Source organism: Streptomyces sp. NPDC055506 (assembly GCF_053643595.1).
Map to the genome: position 1 here is coordinate 21460 of NZ_JBSHKH010000019.1, position 15593 is coordinate 37052.

15 protein-coding genes are annotated in these 15593 nt (G+C 72.5%); 6 read left to right on the forward strand and 9 right to left on the reverse strand.

Features of this window, described 5'->3' with window-relative positions; genetic code table 11:
* Positions 1-70: 70 nt before the first annotated feature.
* Positions 71-274, forward strand: a complete 204-nt coding sequence (locus ACWIF2_RS10225) for a hypothetical protein (protein WP_454359700.1) — start codon at positions 71-73, stop codon at positions 272-274.
* A gap of 57 nt (positions 275-331) precedes the next feature.
* Here the strand turns inward: ACWIF2_RS10225 and tgmB are convergent, their stop codons facing one another.
* The 3 genes from tgmB to ACWIF2_RS10240 form a co-directional block, all read right to left on the reverse strand.
* Positions 332-1315, reverse strand: a complete 984-nt coding sequence (tgmB, locus tag ACWIF2_RS10230) for an ATP-grasp ribosomal peptide maturase (protein WP_454359701.1) — start codon at positions 1313-1315, stop codon at positions 332-334.
* 16 nt (positions 1316-1331) lie between these two features.
* Positions 1332-1523, reverse strand: a complete 192-nt coding sequence (gene tgmA / locus ACWIF2_RS10235; RefSeq protein ID WP_184586832.1) for a putative ATP-grasp-modified RiPP — start codon at positions 1521-1523, stop codon at positions 1332-1334.
* Positions 1524-1652: 129 nt separating this feature from the next.
* On the reverse strand, positions 1653-1964 hold the full coding sequence (locus tag ACWIF2_RS10240) for a YkvA family protein (protein WP_454359702.1): 312 nt from the start codon (positions 1962-1964) through the stop codon (positions 1653-1655).
* 1156 nt (positions 1965-3120) lie between these two features.
* On the opposite strand from ACWIF2_RS10240, the gene ACWIF2_RS10245 reads away from it, so the two are divergent.
* Positions 3121-4305 carry a hypothetical protein gene (locus ACWIF2_RS10245; protein ID WP_454359703.1) on the forward strand — a complete coding sequence of 395 codons (1185 nt, stop codon included), beginning with the start codon at positions 3121-3123 and terminating at the stop codon, positions 4303-4305.
* A gap of 3 nt (positions 4306-4308) precedes the next feature.
* Here the strand turns inward: ACWIF2_RS10245 and ACWIF2_RS10250 are convergent, their stop codons facing one another.
* The 6 genes from ACWIF2_RS10250 to ACWIF2_RS10275 form a co-directional block, all read right to left on the reverse strand.
* Positions 4309-6465, reverse strand: a complete 2157-nt coding sequence (locus tag ACWIF2_RS10250) for a xanthine dehydrogenase family protein molybdopterin-binding subunit (protein ID WP_454359704.1) — start codon at positions 6463-6465, stop codon at positions 4309-4311.
* Positions 6462-7466, reverse strand: coding sequence for an FAD binding domain-containing protein (locus ACWIF2_RS10255; RefSeq protein ID WP_454359705.1), 1005 nt, complete (start codon positions 7464-7466; stop codon positions 6462-6464). Before ACWIF2_RS10255 ends, ACWIF2_RS10250 begins: the two co-directional genes overlap by 4 nt.
* Positions 7463-7993, reverse strand: a complete 531-nt coding sequence (locus ACWIF2_RS10260; protein ID WP_454359706.1) for a (2Fe-2S)-binding protein — start codon at positions 7991-7993, stop codon at positions 7463-7465. Before ACWIF2_RS10260 ends, ACWIF2_RS10255 begins: the two co-directional genes overlap by 4 nt.
* A 93-nt stretch (positions 7994-8086) precedes the next feature.
* Positions 8087-9205 carry a hypothetical protein gene (locus ACWIF2_RS10265; protein WP_454359707.1) on the reverse strand — a complete coding sequence of 373 codons (1119 nt, stop codon included), beginning with the start codon at positions 9203-9205 and terminating at the stop codon, positions 8087-8089.
* 302 nt (positions 9206-9507) lie between these two features.
* The gene (locus tag ACWIF2_RS10270; RefSeq protein ID WP_454359708.1) at positions 9508-10575 is read right to left on the reverse strand and encodes a D-2-hydroxyacid dehydrogenase; all 1068 of its coding nucleotides are present in this window, start codon (positions 10573-10575) and stop codon (positions 9508-9510) included.
* Complete coding sequence (locus tag ACWIF2_RS10275) at positions 10572-11213, reverse strand: RraA family protein (protein WP_382484491.1); 642 nt, start codon at positions 11211-11213, stop codon at positions 10572-10574. The genes ACWIF2_RS10270 and ACWIF2_RS10275 overlap by 4 nt, the downstream gene beginning before the upstream one ends.
* 401 nt (positions 11214-11614) lie before the next feature.
* Here ACWIF2_RS10275 and ACWIF2_RS10280 point away from each other — a divergent pair, with 401 nt between their 5' ends.
* The 4 genes from ACWIF2_RS10280 to ACWIF2_RS10295 are packed head-to-tail and all read left to right on the forward strand — an operon-like array spanning position 11615 to position 15582.
* The gene (locus tag ACWIF2_RS10280; protein ID WP_454359709.1) at positions 11615-12991 is read left to right on the forward strand and encodes an MFS transporter; all 1377 of its coding nucleotides are present in this window, start codon (positions 11615-11617) and stop codon (positions 12989-12991) included.
* 26 nt (positions 12992-13017) lie between these two features.
* Positions 13018-13824, forward strand: coding sequence for a LamB/YcsF family protein (locus ACWIF2_RS10285; protein WP_454359710.1), 807 nt, complete (start codon positions 13018-13020; stop codon positions 13822-13824).
* A gap of 19 nt (positions 13825-13843) precedes the next feature.
* Entirely contained in the window at positions 13844-14581 is a 738-nt protein-coding gene (locus ACWIF2_RS10290; protein WP_454359711.1) for a 5-oxoprolinase subunit B family protein, read from the forward strand.
* The gene (locus ACWIF2_RS10295; RefSeq protein WP_454359712.1) at positions 14578-15582 is read left to right on the forward strand and encodes a 5-oxoprolinase subunit C family protein; all 1005 of its coding nucleotides are present in this window, start codon (positions 14578-14580) and stop codon (positions 15580-15582) included. The genes ACWIF2_RS10290 and ACWIF2_RS10295 overlap by 4 nt, the downstream gene beginning before the upstream one ends.
* Positions 15583-15593: the final 11 nt, after the last annotated feature.

The following is a 15593-nucleotide window of genomic DNA, read 5'->3' on the forward strand; positions in this document are numbered from 1 at the left end:
ATGCCCGGCCGCCTAGACTTCTCAGTCTTGCCCCCGCACGGGGACGACGAGCAGAAAGGCACGTTGCCGGGTGTTCCAGGATTCCCCCATCTACGACCGACTCATCGCGGAGTGCGGCGATGTGCCCACACAGGTTCGCCGCGAGGCCGAACGCGTGAGCAGGGAACTGGAGCTGGTCATGCGGCCCACACAGTCCCCCGGCTACGACCGCCCGCAGGCCCCCGGCACGGGCTGGCAGCGCACGGCCATGCTCCCCGCCCCGCGGCAGCCGTGAGCCGGGAGGCCATGGTCGTGGGACGGCCCGGGACCGGCGCGCGGCCGGACCCGGTGCTCAACGGACCGTCGTGCTCGAGCCGTTGACATGCGGCGACTCCCCGGGGACCGGGCGGGCCAGCCACTCCGCGATGGTGCGGGCGATCGGCTGACCCGTCTCCACCTCGACGAACCCGAACTGCCCCGACTGGTTGCACTCCAGGAACCACCAGGTCCCGTCCGCGTCCTCGACGAAGTCGAAGGCACCGTAGGCCAGTTCGGCCTCACGCAGGTACGCCTGGACACCCGCCGCGATGCACGACGGCACATCGGTGGGGCGCCACGGCGAGCCGGGCGCGGCGAAGCGCACGTCGACGTCGTCCGGGTCCGCGTCCGCGGCGGTCGCCTTGCGGGCGGCCAACGGCTGCTCGCCGACGACGGTGAGACGGATGTCGGCCCGCTTGGCGACCCGCCGCTGCAACAGCGTCGGCCCGAACGCGACGGCGGAGAAGTCGGTGTCGGGCGCCACCCGGCTGGTCGGCACCGCCCGGGGCGGGTCCTGCGGATGCGCGCCCGACACCGGCTTGACCACCAGGTCCGGGTAGCGCTCGGCGAACTCGCGGGCGGCCCGCGGGAAGGTCGTGATCAGCGTCGCCGGCACGGGCAGGCCGCACCGCTGGGCGAGGCGCAGCTGCCACGGCTTGTGCCGGGCCCGGCGGGCCGCGTCCGGGTGGTTCATCCAGCGCGCGTCCGAGCCCCGCAGCATGCCGTAGAGCGCCTGAGCGGCCTCCTCGGTCAGCCACGCGGACGGCTGGGCCGCCCGCCCGGCCGGAGGGCCGGGCCGGCGCACCCAGACCGAGCGCAGTCCCCCGATGCTCACCAGCCGCCCCCCGGCGGACAGATGGCCACGGAAACGGCCGTGTACGAACTCACCGGAGAGCGCGACACCGCCGGTCAGGTCGGCGGGATCGACCCGGACCACCGGAACCCCCGTCGCGTTCAGGTGCACGACCACCATGTCCGCGGTCACGTCCTCCTCACAGGTGAGGATCAGTACGGTCATCTTCGGCGGCCCGTGATCAGTCGTCGAAGTGTGTCTTGGAGCCTGCGGTGGACGTCGTGGTGCCCACCTCTCTCAACAGGCCGAAGTCGCTGGCCGCGATTCGGCCGTCGAGGAGCACGTTCAACTGCAGTCCGGTGTCGTACACATACGGAATAGCAGCTTCCAACTCCACTGCCGGGCGCGCGTAGTTGAGCGCGAACGGTTGCATCGTCTCTCCCTCGTCGGTACTGCGCCGATCAAGCGTTGGTCTGAGCGCGGCCCCCCGGCCGCTCGCTTGTTTCGGCTTCCAGAGACTTATACGAATCGAACGGGTGGTTGGTTTCCTTACTCTCCGTAGTTATTGGGCGGGTTCGTGGTCGGGTCGGCGTGTCGTCCTGCGATTCCGCTCGCCGAGGGAGCCGCGGACGGTACGCAGAGCGAGCAGCAGGACACCGATGTCGTCGAGGTACACCGGGTCCGGCAGCACGTCGGCAGGCAGGACGAAATAGAGAACCGCGCCCCAGAAGACCCAGCGCGGCCCGGTGGGCAGGCCCGCGTTCCGCAGGTCGCGCCGGGTCCGGACCAGTCTCAGGAAGATACGGACGGCGAGGACGAGGACGACGGCCGCGAGAATCGCGGCCAGGATGATCACCGTTGTGGTCGTATCCACGGGTTGCCCTCCTCCTGGCGTGCCGCGACACGGGGTGTCCTTACCTGGATTCCCGTTTCCGGCGGCTGTATTGCGGCCGGGGCCCGACATGTCGGCGAGTCGGCGGATTTTCCCGTGCGGGTGGTCATCCCGGTGGCTCACACGAGTGGCACGGGGTGAAGGGGGCGCCTAGTAATGGTCAGCGTAACGTCGCTCGTCACACGACGGGGGGCGCAGGAGCGGCCGCACTCTTCCCATGGAGGCGAGTATGACCACCTGCTCTTCATCACCCCGCTCGAACGGGTCCGCCATAACCGGCGAGTCGAACGGGTCCGCCCAGCCGTCCGCCGAGACCACCGCCGCCACCGGCGGGTACCAGGTGGAGCAGACGAGCACGCAGCCCGCCGCGCCCTCGCACGAGACGTACCATGCGGGCACCGAGCCTCCCGCCGAGTCCCACCCGGCGGGCCCGCCGGGCACGGAGCCGACTGTGTTGTCCGCCCTTACCGATGCTCCTTCCGTGAACGGGGCGGAGCAGGTGTCGGCACCGCCGCCCGCTTCTGGCGTGGACGAGGTGGCCCTGTCGTCTGCCGGGCCTGTCGCCCCTGTCGTAAACGGGGCGGTTCCGGCGCGGTCGGCTGTCTCCGGCGTGGACGAGGCCGCCCGGCCCGCCGCCCCCGTTGTGGCCCCGGCGGACCAGGAGCCCGCGCGGGGGGTGACCTCGGCCTCGATCGAGGCGGAGGTGGCCTTCGACCGCCCCGCCGCCCCTGGTTCGGGCACCACGACCGAGCGGTCTGCCGTCCGCGGCCCCGACCGCGCGGCCCCGGAGCCCGCGCGCCCGGTCGCGCTCGCCCCGGACGAGGCGAACCGGCCGTCGGCCGAACCCGCGAGCCCTCGCCCGAACCCGGTGAGCCCGTCGTCCGCCGAGTCGGCCGGCTCAGGGGCGTATCAGGCGGTTCGGCCTTCGGCCGCGCCCGCGGGCCCTCGCCCGAACCCGGTGAGCACGTCGTCTGCCCAACCGGCTGACTTGGGGCCGCAGCAGGCGGACCGGCCGTCGGCGGAGCCCGCGGCGTCCCGTTCGAACGCGGTGAGCCCGCCGTCCGCCGAGTCGGCCGGCTCAGGGGCGTATCAGGCGGATCGGCCCTCGGCCGCGCCCGCGGGCCCTCGCCCGAACCCGGTGAGCCCGCCGTCCGCCCAACCCGCCCGGCCGTCCGCGGCTCTTGGCAAGGACCAGCCGGACCCGTCGCCCGCCCGGCTCCCCGGGCCCGGCCCGGACCGGGCCGACGCGGCGGGTGAGGCGGAGCAGTCGGGTGCGCGGCCGTTCGTGGTCCGTTCGCTGGACGACAACCAGGTGGAACTGCGGCCCGGAACGGGGCCGGCCCCCGCGCCGTACGGTGACGCGGTCAGCGACCTGGTGCACGCCGCCGTGGTCGACCGGCCTCTGGAGGAGGTCGTCGCCCTCATCACCTCGCTCGGGAAGTCGCCTGACCATGCCGAGGCGATGGTCGACGCACTTCGCACGGCCGGCGTGGAGCGGCGCGTGGAGGACGTGAGCCGGATGATCGCCCTGCTGACGAAGCCCCCGCGGGACGCCGACAGCGCGGACGAGGCGATCCGGGCCGCGGCCGCCCACCGGCCGGTGGAGGAAGTGACCCGGCTGGTGACCCTGCTGCACAAAGAGCCGCACATGCCCCACGTCCGCGAGGAGGCACTCCGCGCGGCCGCCACCGGCCGGTCCGTCGGGGAGCTGGTCGAGCTGATCGACCGTCTCGGCCTGGAGCGGCTGGACCGCAACGGCCGTGTGCCGACCGGCGCCACGCCTCCCGAGGCCGAGACCACGCAGCCCCTGACGCCCGTCCGCCCGGCCAGGCGCCGCGAGACCCGCCGGACCCTCGACTCCTCACCGTCGGACCGCGACCGCGCGACGGAGCGGCTCACCAGGTCCATGGCGTGGTCGAGTTGGCTCACGGCCCTGGCCCTGGCCGTGTGCGCCGTGGCCCACTTCCCGCTGCAGCGCGGCGGAGCGTCCCTGGACCTGCACGCCATAGCTCTCGGCCTGTCCGTGCTCTGCACGGTGCTGGCGCTGCTGCTGGCCCTGCGCCCCGTCGTGCCGGTACTGGTCGGGGCGGTGGTGGTACCCACGGTGCTGGCCGGGGCCCAGGCGTACGGGAGTTCCTTCCCGTCGGCGTCCCTCACCCGGGCCGTGGACCTCGCGCTCGCCCCGCCGTGGTTCGCCGCCGGTGCCGCCGTGTGCACGGCGCTGCTGGCCCTCGTCGCGCTGGTCTTCCGCGCGGTGGCGCCCCTCGTGAGCGGACAGTGGTCACCACTGCCGGCGACCGAGGCACGCAGTATGGCGGAGTGACGTCTACGCGTCCCGCACCGGACCGGATCCGCTCGCAGCGGGTCCGGTCCGGACGTCGTTCGTCCCTCGGCGATCGAGCAGCCCGGCCAGCACCCGGTCCGGCGTCAGCGGGAGTTCCCTGAAGCGGACGCCCGTGGCGTGGTGCACGGCGTTGCCGATCGCCGCGGCCGTCCCGACGATGCCGATCTCCCCGATACCCTTGCTGCCCATCGGGTTGAGACGGGAATCGTCCTCGTCGAGCCAGTGCGCCTCGATCTCGCCGACATCGGCGTGCACGGGCACGTGGTACGACGCCAGATCCGACTCGGTGAAGTCCCCGAACGCGGCGTCCATCGTGCTGCCCTCGGTCAGCGCCATGCCCAACCCCATCGTCATGCCGCCGACGAACTGGGAGCGCGCCGTGCGGGCGTTGAGGACGCGCCCGGCGGCGTACACACCGAGCAGCCGGCCGACCCGGACCTCGCCGGTGACCGTGTCCACCGCGACCTCGGCGAAGTGCGCCCCGAAGGCGTGCCGGGCCCAGGCGCTCTCGGCGTCCGCCGCGCCCCTGGTGTCCGCACGGACGTCGAGGCCCTCCACGGGCAGCGGGCCCGAATGCTCGGCCAGCCGCCGCGCCAGCAGGGCGCACGCCTCATGGACCGCCCAGCCCCAGGAGGCGGTACCGGACGAGCCGCCGGCCAGCGGCGCGGACGGGAGCTCACTGCTGCCGACCTCCGTCCGCACCCGCTCCAGCGGCACCCCGAGGGCGTCGGCGCCGACCTGTGCGAGCACGGTCCTGGCCCCGGTACCGATGTCGGTGGCGTTGATCCGCACCAGGAACGTCCCGTCGGGCAGCGCGCGGGCCGACGCAGTGGCGGGCCACACCATGACGGGATACGTCGCCGCCGCCACCCCCGTCCCCAGCAGCAGCGGCCCTTCCCGGCGGGAGCCCGGGAGGGGATCGCGCCCGGCCCACCCGAAGCGCCGGGCACCCTCGCGCAGACACTCGACCAGGTGCCTGCTGCTGAACGGCTTGCCGCTGTCGGGTTCGACGTCCGGCTCGTTGCGGACCCGCAGCTCGACCGGGTCCAAGCCCAGCTCGCCGGCGAGTTCGTCCATGGCGGACTCCAGCGCGTACATCCCCGGAGCCTCGCCCGGCGCCCGCATCCACGACGGCGAGGGCACGTCCAGCGCCGCGACCCGGTGCACCGTACGGCTGTGGGGCGCGGCGTACATCACGCGCGCGGGCACCGCCGCCTGCTCCACGAACTCCTTGATGCGCGAGGTGTGGGTGGTGACCTCGTGCACGACGCAGGCGAGACGCCCGTCCGTGTCGGCACCGAGCCGCAGCCGGTGCAGGGTGGGAGCGCGGTGCCCGACGACGGCCGGCAGATACCGTCGGGGGAGCGCCACGGTGACCGCCCGCCCGGTCTGCCGGGCCGCCATCGCGGCGAGCACCACGTCGGGCCGTGGCGTGCCCTTGGACCCGAAGCCGCCGCCGACGTGCTCGGCGGTGACGACGATCCGCTCCTTCGGCATCTCGAACAGCCCGGCGAGCACGGCCTGTACGGCACCGGCGCCCTGGCTGGAGGTATGCACGGTCAGCCGGCCGTCGTCCCAGCGGGCGGTGCTGGCGTGCGGTTCCATGGGGTGGTTGTGCAGCGGCGGCACCCGGTACCCGACGTCGACCCGGGCGGCCGAGGACCCGAAGGCCCTGTCGGGGTCGCCCTGTTCACGGACGGCCGGATGACCGCCGTTGGCCTCCTCGGGTACGTACACGCCCGGGTGCGAGGCGGTGAGCTCCACGTCGTGTTCCTCGGCGTCGTAGGCGACGCGGACCGCCGCGGCACCGGCCCTGGCCGCCTCCAGGGTCTCGGCCACCACCAGGGCCACGAACCAGCCCCGGTGCGGAACCCGGGGGTTCTGGAGCACGGCGAGCGTCGGATCGTCCGGCTCGGCGAGCCGCGGCGCGTTCTCGTGGGTGAGGACATCGAGGACACCGGGCACGGCCAGGGCCGCCGCCGTGTCGACGCCGGTCACCCGCCCCCGGGCGACGGTCGCCGGCACGGGCCAGGTCTGGGCCCGGCCGGGGGAGTGGTACTCGGCGGCGTAGCGGGCGGTCCCGCTGACCTTCTCCCGTCCCTCCCGGCGCTCGGCGGGAGCGCCCACGCTGCCGGTCATGGAGTCCTCCTCGTGAGGGCCGGGTCCGCGAGCCGGGACAGCACGTCCACGGCGAGATTGCGGGCCAGCGGCACCTTGTAGGCGTTGTCCCGCAGCGGCTGCGCGGCGGACAGTTCGAGGTCGACGGCGTGCTCGAACGCGGCGGCGGTCGGAGCCGCGCCCAGCAGCGCTTCCTCCGCCTGCCGGGCCCGCCAGGGCCGGTGCGCCAGCGCCCCGAAGGCCAGCCCGGCATGACCGACCACACCGTCCGACACCCGAAGCACCACCGCGACGGACGCGAGAGCGAAGGCGTACGAGGCCCGGTCGCGGGCCTTGCGGTACGCCGACGGCAGCCCGGCCGTGGCGGCCGGCAGCACCACACCGGTGACCAGCTCACCGGGGCGGATCTCGGTGTCCAGCTCGGGCCGGTCTCCGGGCAGCCGGTGGAAGTCCGCCGCCGCGACACTCCGGGCGCCCTCCGGCCCGTACAGCTCGACACGCCCGTCCAGAGCGGCCAGCGCCACCGCCATGTCCGACGGATGGGTGGCGATGCAGTACGCGGAGTGACCGAGCACCGCGTGATCGCGGTGGACACCGTCCCGCGCGCCGCAGCCGCTGCCCGGCTCGCGCTTGTTGCACGGCTTCGACAGGTCCTGGAAGTACGGGCACCGGGTGCGCTGGAGCAGATTTCCGCCGGTCGTCGCCGCGTTGCGCAACTGTCCCGAGGCACCCGCGAGCACCGCCTGCGACAGCGCCGGGTACCGGTCCCGTACGAGGGGGTGGGCGGCGAGGTCGCTGTTGCGGACCATCGCCCCGATCCGCAGCGCACCGTCCGGCAGCTCCTCCACGGAGTCCAGCGGCAGCCGGGTGACGTCGATGAGGGCGGCGGGCCGCTCGACGCCGAGCTTCATCAGATCGACGAGGTTGGTGCCGCCGCCCAGATAGCGGGCACCGGCGTGGGAGGCGTACGCGGAGGTCGCCTCCTCCACGCTCCCGGCACGGACGTACGCGAACTCCTTCACCGGATCACGTCCTCGACCGCCTCGGCGATCCGTGGATACGCGCCGCACCGGCACAGATTGCCGCTCAGCCGCTCCCGGATCTCCTCCCGGCCCAGCGGCACCGGCTCACCGGAGGGCGTCGCCGGGTCGGTGACGTGCGAGGGGTGACCGGCCGCCGCCTCGGCGAGCACACCGGCCGCGGAGCAGATCTGGCCCGGGGTGCAGTAGCCGCACTGGAAGGCGTCGCGCTCCAGAAAGGCCTGTTGCAGCGGGTGCGGCTGCTCACCGTCGCCGGACAGGCCCTCGATCGTGGTGACCTCGCTGCCGTCCAGGGCGACCGCGAACAGCAGACAGCTGTTGACGCGCCGCCCGTCCACCAGGACCGTACAGGCGCCGCACTGGCCGTGGTCGCAGCCCTTCTTGGCGCCGGTGAGGCCGAGATCCTCCCGCAGGAGGTCGAGCAGGACCCGCCGGTGGTCGACGGTGACTGTGTGGGGCTTGCCGTTGACGCGGAGAGTCGTCTCCGATTGGTACTGGTCGTTGCCCATGTCGTGGAGGCCTTCCCGGGCGGGCCGTACTGCCGTACGGACCGCGTATCCACCTGGCCACGACTGACACGTGCGCCCCGCGAGGAAGGGCTTCTAGTGCTCGTCCCGGGACGGGGTCACGGGCCGCTGGGATTTGGGCTTGAAGCGTTCGAACGTCCGTGTGAGCTGCTGCAGCGGCGACCCGGCGGGAGCGCCGGAGGGCTGCTGCCGCGCCGGAGCAGCGCCGTCGGACTCCTGGTAGGCGGTCAGCGCCTCGTGGGCGCGCTCGGCCGCCTCCCGGTACAGATCACGCGACTTCGTCATGGCCTCCAGTGCGTCGGCGTACATGGCCACCAGACCGCGCTGGCGGTCCAGCTCCTCCTGGAGATTCAGCAGGTGCCAGTCCTCCCGCAGCGCGGTCAGGGCCTTCTCGGCGCCGTCGGGCAGGGGCCTCGGCAGCGCGGCGAACCGCTTCACCGCCTCGACGAGGGCGGCCGGCTCCGAGCCGTCGAGGAAGACCGCTCGGACGGAGAAGTCCCCGGCGTCGTAACCCTCCGGCGCCGGGGTCCCGGGCAGCACCACGGCGCCGCCGCGCGGCACCTGGACGCCGGAGTCCCGCAGGGCCCAGTTGAGACCCCGCGACTGCTGCGGGAGGGCGCGGTGCTCCACCACCCGGTGCCGCAGGCCCGGCGGCAGCCACCGGGCCACCGGCATGCGGCCCTTCTCGTCCGCGGTCATTGCCTCGTGGACGACCACGTGGATGTGCCATCCGCCGCGCACCGCGTTCCGGAGCAGGCGCTTGGTCTCCTTGTCGTCCTGGGGGAGCGGATTGATCTCCCGCAGGGACAGCTCCGTGGCGGCGTCCTGGTCCCAGGCGGTCTCCGGCTCCTGTGGCCAGAACAAGCCGGTCGGCGACGGCCAGTCGTCGCTCCACGGCTGCTCGGCCTCCGCGACCAGGATCCACTCCTGTCCCGCGCCGTCCGGACCGGGCGTCACACTCAGCCGGGCCCGCACGGTCACCCCGTCACCGACCTGCCAGCGGGCCTCGAAGACCCGCTCCGACGGGCCGGTCTCGGCCTCGGGCAACTCCAGAAAGTCGTCGATGTCCTGACTGTCCTTGCGCTGCTGGAGCGAGCGCCGGAGCACGTCTTCCGCGGCGCCGGAGGCATGACGGCCGCGCGCCAGCCACACCGTGGCGGGCGTCTGGGGGCGGACGGTGGAGGAGATCGGCATGGGTCCATCTGTGAGGTGGGGGCAGGTGCGCCTGCCAGTATCGTCACCGCAGGCCGACCGGGATAACCCGGGGTCACACACACGGCCTACCCCGGATGGGCCCTGCCATGTGAGGTGGCGCCGCGCGCACGGGGTGTGCGCGCCGCGCGCACACCGACGCATCACACTCATGGCCCAGCCGGTCCACGATCCCGACAATGGTCCGCACGAGCAGGGCCCGCCCACCATCCGCATCGGGGCGGGTCCTGCTCGCTTCACACTGCTGCGCCGGTACCCACTTCCCGCGCGGAGCGCGCCCCCGCTCAGTAGAACTCGACGGTGTTCACGCGGTTGACCAGATCCTGTCCGTCGAGGAGCCGGGTGGCGTTGGCGGCGAAGAGTTCGGCGATGAGGCGGTCCTCGGAGGCGTCGAGCGCGGCGGTGTGCGGGCTCACCAGCACCCGGTCGTGGTGCCAGAGCGGACTGCCGGCCGGCAGCGGCTCCGTCTCGAAGACGTCCAGCGCGGCGAAGCCGACCCGCCCGGAGTCGAGCGCGTCGGAGAGGGCTGCCTCGTCCACGACGGTGCCGCGGCCCACGTTGACCAGCGTGGCCCCGGGCCGCAGGGCGTCGAAGAACCGCTTGCCGAGAAGGTGTTCGGTCGCTTCGGTTCCGGGGAGCGTGTTGACCACGGCGTCCACGGTGGGAGCCACCTCGGTGATGCGGTCGGGACGCACCACGGCGGAGACACCCGGGACGGTGACGTCCCTTCTGCTCGTCCCGATGACCGTCGCGCCCAGCGCGTGCAGTGCGGTGGCCACGGCCCGGCCGATTCCGCCCAGGCCGAGAACGAGAACGGTCTGCCGGCTCACCTGCCCCATCGTCCAGCGTCCGCTCCATTCGCGGTCGCGCTGCTGGCGGTTGAGGCGGGGCAGGTCCTTGGCTCCCGCGAGCACACCGAAGACGGCGAACTCGGCGAGCGGCCGCCCGTGCACCCCGGCCGAGGTGGTGAAGAGGACCCGGCCGAGCTCTTCGGTGTTCAGTCCGGCGGCCTTGACCTGGCCGCCTCCGCCCGCGGCCATGGTGTGCACCCAGCGAAGGCGCGGGTTGGCCCGGACGGCGCGGGCCAGGGCGGCCGGGTCCACGTCGGGGATCCCGTACAGGGCGTCGGCCGAGTCGATCGCCGCCTCGTACGCGCGCTGCTGCTCGGCGGTGCGCCGCCAGTCCGGATCGCCCGAGAAGTCCGCGGGCCAGCGCATCGGGGGCAGCAGGGAGTGGTCGACCACGAGGTCGATCCGCGGTTCCAGCCGCCGGACGAGCGCGCCGTTCTCCTCGGACAGCGGGGCGGCGACGGCGACGCGGAGGCGGCCCGGCACCTGGTCCCGGCCGGTCACCGGGCGGCGGCCTGTGCGCGCAGCGCCTCGACCTCGGCGTCGAGTGCCGCCTCGCGGGCGACGATCTCCTCCACGGCCCGGAGCGCCTCCTCGGCGCGGTGCGGCGGGATGACGATGACGCCGTCCCCGTCGGCGGCGACGATGTCGCCCGGGTTCACCACGACACCGCCGATGGCCACGGCCTCGCCGATCGTGCCCGGGCCGTTCTTGAAGGGCCCGGCGGGAGTCAGTCCCCGCGCGAAGACCGGGACTCCGAGTCGTTCGATGATCGCGGCGTCGCGCACATAGCCGTCGACGACCGCTCCGGCGGCACCGTGCACGGCGAACCGCTGGGCGAGGTTGTCGCCGATGATCGCGCGGCCGTCGTAGCCGAAGGCGTTGATGACGAGGACATCGCCGGGGCGGATGTGCTCGAGCGCCTCGATCACGGCTTTGTTGTCGCCCGCGACGGTGAGGACCGGGAGCGCCGTGCCGACGGCCGCGGCGCCGTTCCAGATGGGGGCGATGCCTCCGTCGACGATGTTCAGCCGGTCGAGGGCGTCGCCGAGGTTGGCCACGGAGTGGGCGCGGAACCGCTTGAGCACCTGCTCGTCGACGCGTTCCCACGCCGTGTTGACGCGCACGTTGTCCTGGGTCATCGCAGAGTCCTTCCAGAAAATGCGAAACCTTTCGCGTTTCGCGTCAGTCAGTGTGCATCCATCGACCGTGCGGCACAAGGGGTGGCCGAAGCGGGGCGCATCGGGAAGGGCGAGAGTTCGACGAGAGGGTGAACACATCCTTGACCCGCCGAGAATGCGAACCTATTCTCATTCGCGATTCCAGTCGCAACTCGGTTCCGGCGCTGTTCCGCGGTCTTCCACCGTGACGCTTCCGCCCGCCCTGCTCAGGCGCGGGCCGCCTTCGAACAGTGCCGCAGTCTCCCGCCCCCTGAGGCACTGTCACCGCTTTCCCCTCCTGGCCCCCACCTCCGTGGGCGCACCTCGGCGCACGATCCTCAGGACACCGTCCCCGGAGTCCGCGACACCGAAAGTGAACGCGTATGACAACGTCAGATCGGCTCGACATCCCCTCAGACCGTGACGAGGCATCGTCACAGACGCCCGGCGCGGCAGCGGTCGACGTCGTCTCCGCCAACCGCAAGGTCGTCCGCAAGGCCACCGTCGCGGGCTCGATCGGCTCCTTCGTCGAGTGGTACGACTACGGCATCTACGGCCTGCTCGTCACCTATCTCGCGATCAACATCATGGGAGAGGCCGAGGCCGGAGGTCTCTTCCTCACCAACGTCGGCTTCCTGGTCAGCTTCGTCGCCCGCCCGTTCGGCAGCGTGATCTGCGGCTATCTCGGCGACAAGATCGGGCGCAAGGGGCTTCTCGCGGCCCTCCTGGTGCTGATCTCCGCCGCCACCGCGGCCATCGGCCTCATCCCCTCCCACGCCGTCATAGGCGTAGCCGCACCCGTCCTCCTGGTACTCCTCCGGGTGCTGCAGGGCTTCTCCGCCGGCGGCGAGGTGGCCGGTGCCATGTCCTTCGTCGGCGAGTACGCGCCGGACGCCCGCCGCAACTACATGATGAGCTTCATCGCCGTCGGCTCCTTCGTCGCCCTGATGTTCGGCAGCGCCTTCTCCGCCGTCCTCATCACGACCCTCGGCGACGACTCCATGACCTCCTGGGCGTGGCGGGTGCCGTTCCTGCTCGCCGTCCCGCTCGGCTACGTCGGCTTCTACATCCGCCGCCGACTGGAGGAGACCCCGCACTTCAAGGCGCTGCGCGAGCAGAACACCGTCGTGCGCAACCCGCTCCGTGAGGCCTTCACCAACCGGCGCCATCTGCGGGCGATCGTCCTCACGATCTTCCTCCCGGCCCTCAACGGACCCGGCTACTACCTGCTCTTCGTCTACATGCCGACCTACTTGAAGACCTCGCTCGGCGAGCACAACTTCTCGATGCTGCGGGCGCTCACCGTCACCGCGGTCAGCCTGGTCGCCATCGTCGTCTGTATCCCGCTCATGGCCCGTCTGTCGGACCGGATCGGCCGCAAGCCGGTCCTCGCCGGCTCGGCCGTCGCCATGGCCGCCGTCTCGTACCCGATGTTCCGGCTCATCACCACCGGCGAGTTCGGACTGGCCTGCATCGGCACCGTCGTCCTCGCGATCGCCTTCTCCGGGCACGCCGCCGTCGTGCACACCATGCTCGCCGAGATGTTCCCGACCACCGTGCGCTACTCCGCCTACAGCATCGGCTTCAGCCTCTCGACGATCATCTTCGGCGGCAGCGCCCCGCTGGTGATGACCGAGCTGATCGAGTCGACCGGCTCCAACCTCGTCCCGGCGTTCGCCTCCATCATCACCGCCCTGATCACCCTGGTCACGATCGCCTTCCTGCGCGAGACCAAGGGCCAGCCCCTCGCGGCCCGCTGAATCATCCCCCCACGAGGAGAGACACCATGGGAATCAACTCCGTAGCCGTCGTCGCCGACCTCGGCGAGAGCTTCGGCAACTACACGATCGGAGACGACGGCGCCCTGCTCGGCCTGGTCACCTCGTCGAACATCGCCTGCGGCTTCCACGCCGGTGACCCGCGCATCATGGACCGGACCGTCTCCGACTGCGTCGCGCGCGGCATCGAACTGGGCGCCCACCCCGGCTACCCCGACCTGGTCGGCTTCGGCCGCCGGCTCATCGAGGCGACCGAAGAGGAGATCCGCACCGACGTCCTCTACCAGCTCGGCGCCCTGGACGCCTTCGCCCGGGTGCACGGCGGCACCATCAGCCATGTCGCCCCGCACGGCCGGATGGGCTCGATCGCGCAGACCGACGCCAAGCACGCCCGTGCCATCACCGACGCGATCGCCGCGTACAACACCGACTACATCGTCATCTGCCAGCGCGGACTGCTCGCGGAGGAGTCCCGCAAGCGCGGCCTGGAGGTCGGCTACGTGTTCCTCGCCGACCGCGGCTACGGCGACGACGGCATGCCCGTGCCGCGCTCGCACGAAGGCGGTCTCATCCACGACCCGGAGCTGATCGGTGAGCGCTCGGCCCAGGTCGTACAGGAGGGGACGGTGCGTTCGGTCGACGGCAACGTGGTCCCGCTGGGCCACGACGCCGACGTCCTGTTGCTGCACGGCGACCACCCGTCCGTCCTCGCCAACGGCACCGCGCTGCGCGCCGCGCTCGACAAGGCGGGCATCCGGGTGGGCGGCCTGCGCGAGGTCCTGGCGCAGAAGGCGGAGGTCGCGCTCGCCGGCTGAGGGCGGGGCGCACCAGGTGATGACCACAGCACAGTACGGCGCCCTCACCGTCGAGCCCTACGGCGACTCGGCGGTGATGGTGACCATCCCGCATGCCGACCAGGCCATCCGTAGGGCCGGGATCGTGGCGTTCCGCGACCGCTTCCTGGCGCACCGCCCGCACGGTGTGCTGGACGTCGTCTCCGGTCTCGAATCCCTGCTCATCGAGTTCGACCCGCTGCTGACCGCGCTCGAGCACGTGGAGTACGCGGCGCGGCTCGTGGCGCGGTGGGCGCCGTCACCCACGGACGGCCCTGCCCGCTCACGGCAGGTGCGGACGTTCGACATCCCCGTGGTCTTCGACGACGACACCGGCCCCGACCTGGTGTCCGTCGCCGAGGAACTCGGCCTGGCCACCACCGATGTGGTCGAGGCGATCGCCCGGTCCACCTTCACCATCTGCCTCCTCGGCGCGGCGATGGCTCCGATGATGGACGGGCTCAAGGTGCCCCGGCCGGTGCGCCGGCGGGCCGAGCCGCGCACGGACGTCGCCCCCGGCGCTGTCATGATCGCCGGGACCAACGCGATCATCCAGCCGTTCCCCGGCCCGACCGGCTGGCGGGTGGTCGGGCGTACGCCGCACACCATTGTCGACATCTCCCGCCCGGACCCCGTGTCGTTCGGCACCGGCGACGTCGTGCGCTTCGTCCCCGTCACGCGGGACGAGGCCGAGGCGCTGGGCGAGGGCTTTCTGCTGCCGACGGAGGTGGCCGTATGACGACCGTGACGCTCGACTTCACCGGCACCGGATGGATCACCACGTTCCAGGACCTCGGGCGGAGCGGCACGGAACAGCGGGGCGTTCCGACCGGGGGAGCGGCCGACCAGCACTCGGCGGCCGTGGCCAACCTCCTCGTGGGCAACCCCCGTGGCGCGACCCTGCTGGAGAACCTGGGCGGCGAGCTGGCCCTGGTGCCCGACGCCGATGTGCTGCTCGCGGTGACCGGTGTGCCCGCCCGGGTCACCGTCGCGGGCTCGCCCGCCGACACCTGGTCGCCGCTGGTCGTGCCCGCGGGCCACGAGGTGCGGATCCGGGGGGACATGAGCCTGGGGACCCGCACCTATCTGGCGGTGAACGGCACGCTGAGCACGGAGAAGCTGCTGGGCAGTGCCGCCCCGGACGCCCGGATGGGATTCGGGCAGGCCGTGGTGCCAGGAGCGCCTGTCCTGCTGGAGACGGCGTTCCGGGGGTTCAGGCACCGGCCGTTCGAGGCGCAGCTGTTCCGGCTCCCCGTGCCCGTCCCGCGCTTCGACGACGGACCGTGGATCGTCGACGTCGTCCCCACCCCCGGCATGCGGACCATCGCGGGGGTCCGCGAGGTGATCGAGGAGGCGACCTACGTCGTCACACCGCGCTCCAACCATGTCGGGCTCAGGCTCGACGGACCGGTGCTCCACCCGGACACCGACACCGAGATCGTGTCGCACGGCGTGCCCATCGGGGCGCTGCAGATCCCGCACGCGGACGAGCTGATCGTCCTCGGCCGCTACCGGAGCCTGACCGCCGGCTATCCCATCGTCGGCGTCGCCGCGCGGGCGTCCCTGCCCCTGCTCGGGCAGGCCGGGCCGGGGCGGGAACTCCGGTTCCGCTGGATCGACCGCGAGACCTCACTGCGCCGGTTCACGGACCGCGAGTCCGAGATCCGCGCGCTCGGACGGGCGGCTGCCGAGGCATTCGGCGCACTCGGATTCCCCGCGCCCTTGCCCCAGACAATCTGAGAATCTATTCT

Excerpts from the sequence above, each read along its gene's own strand:
- tgmB (WP_454359701.1), bottom strand. The coding sequence starts at position 1,315 with ATGACCGTACTGATCCTCACCTGTGAGGAGGACGTGACCGCGGACATG.
- tgmA (WP_184586832.1), bottom strand. The coding sequence starts at position 1,523 with ATGCAACCGTTCGCGCTCAACTACGCGCGCCCGGCAGTGGAGTTGGAA.
- ACWIF2_RS10250 (WP_454359704.1), bottom strand. The coding sequence starts at position 6,465 with ATGACCGGCAGCGTGGGCGCTCCCGCCGAGCGCCGGGAGGGACGGGAG.
- ACWIF2_RS10260 (WP_454359706.1), bottom strand. The coding sequence starts at position 7,993 with ATGGGCAACGACCAGTACCAATCGGAGACGACTCTCCGCGTCAACGGC.
- ACWIF2_RS10265 (WP_454359707.1), bottom strand. The coding sequence starts at position 9,205 with ATGCCGATCTCCTCCACCGTCCGCCCCCAGACGCCCGCCACGGTGTGG.
- ACWIF2_RS10275 (WP_382484491.1), bottom strand. The coding sequence starts at position 11,213 with ATGACCCAGGACAACGTGCGCGTCAACACGGCGTGGGAACGCGTCGAC.
- ACWIF2_RS10280 (WP_454359709.1), top strand. The coding sequence starts at position 11,615 with ATGACAACGTCAGATCGGCTCGACATCCCCTCAGACCGTGACGAGGCA.
- ACWIF2_RS10285 (WP_454359710.1), top strand. The coding sequence starts at position 13,018 with ATGGGAATCAACTCCGTAGCCGTCGTCGCCGACCTCGGCGAGAGCTTC.
- ACWIF2_RS10290 (WP_454359711.1), top strand. The coding sequence starts at position 13,844 with ATGACCACAGCACAGTACGGCGCCCTCACCGTCGAGCCCTACGGCGAC.
- ACWIF2_RS10295 (WP_454359712.1), top strand. The coding sequence starts at position 14,578 with ATGACGACCGTGACGCTCGACTTCACCGGCACCGGATGGATCACCACG.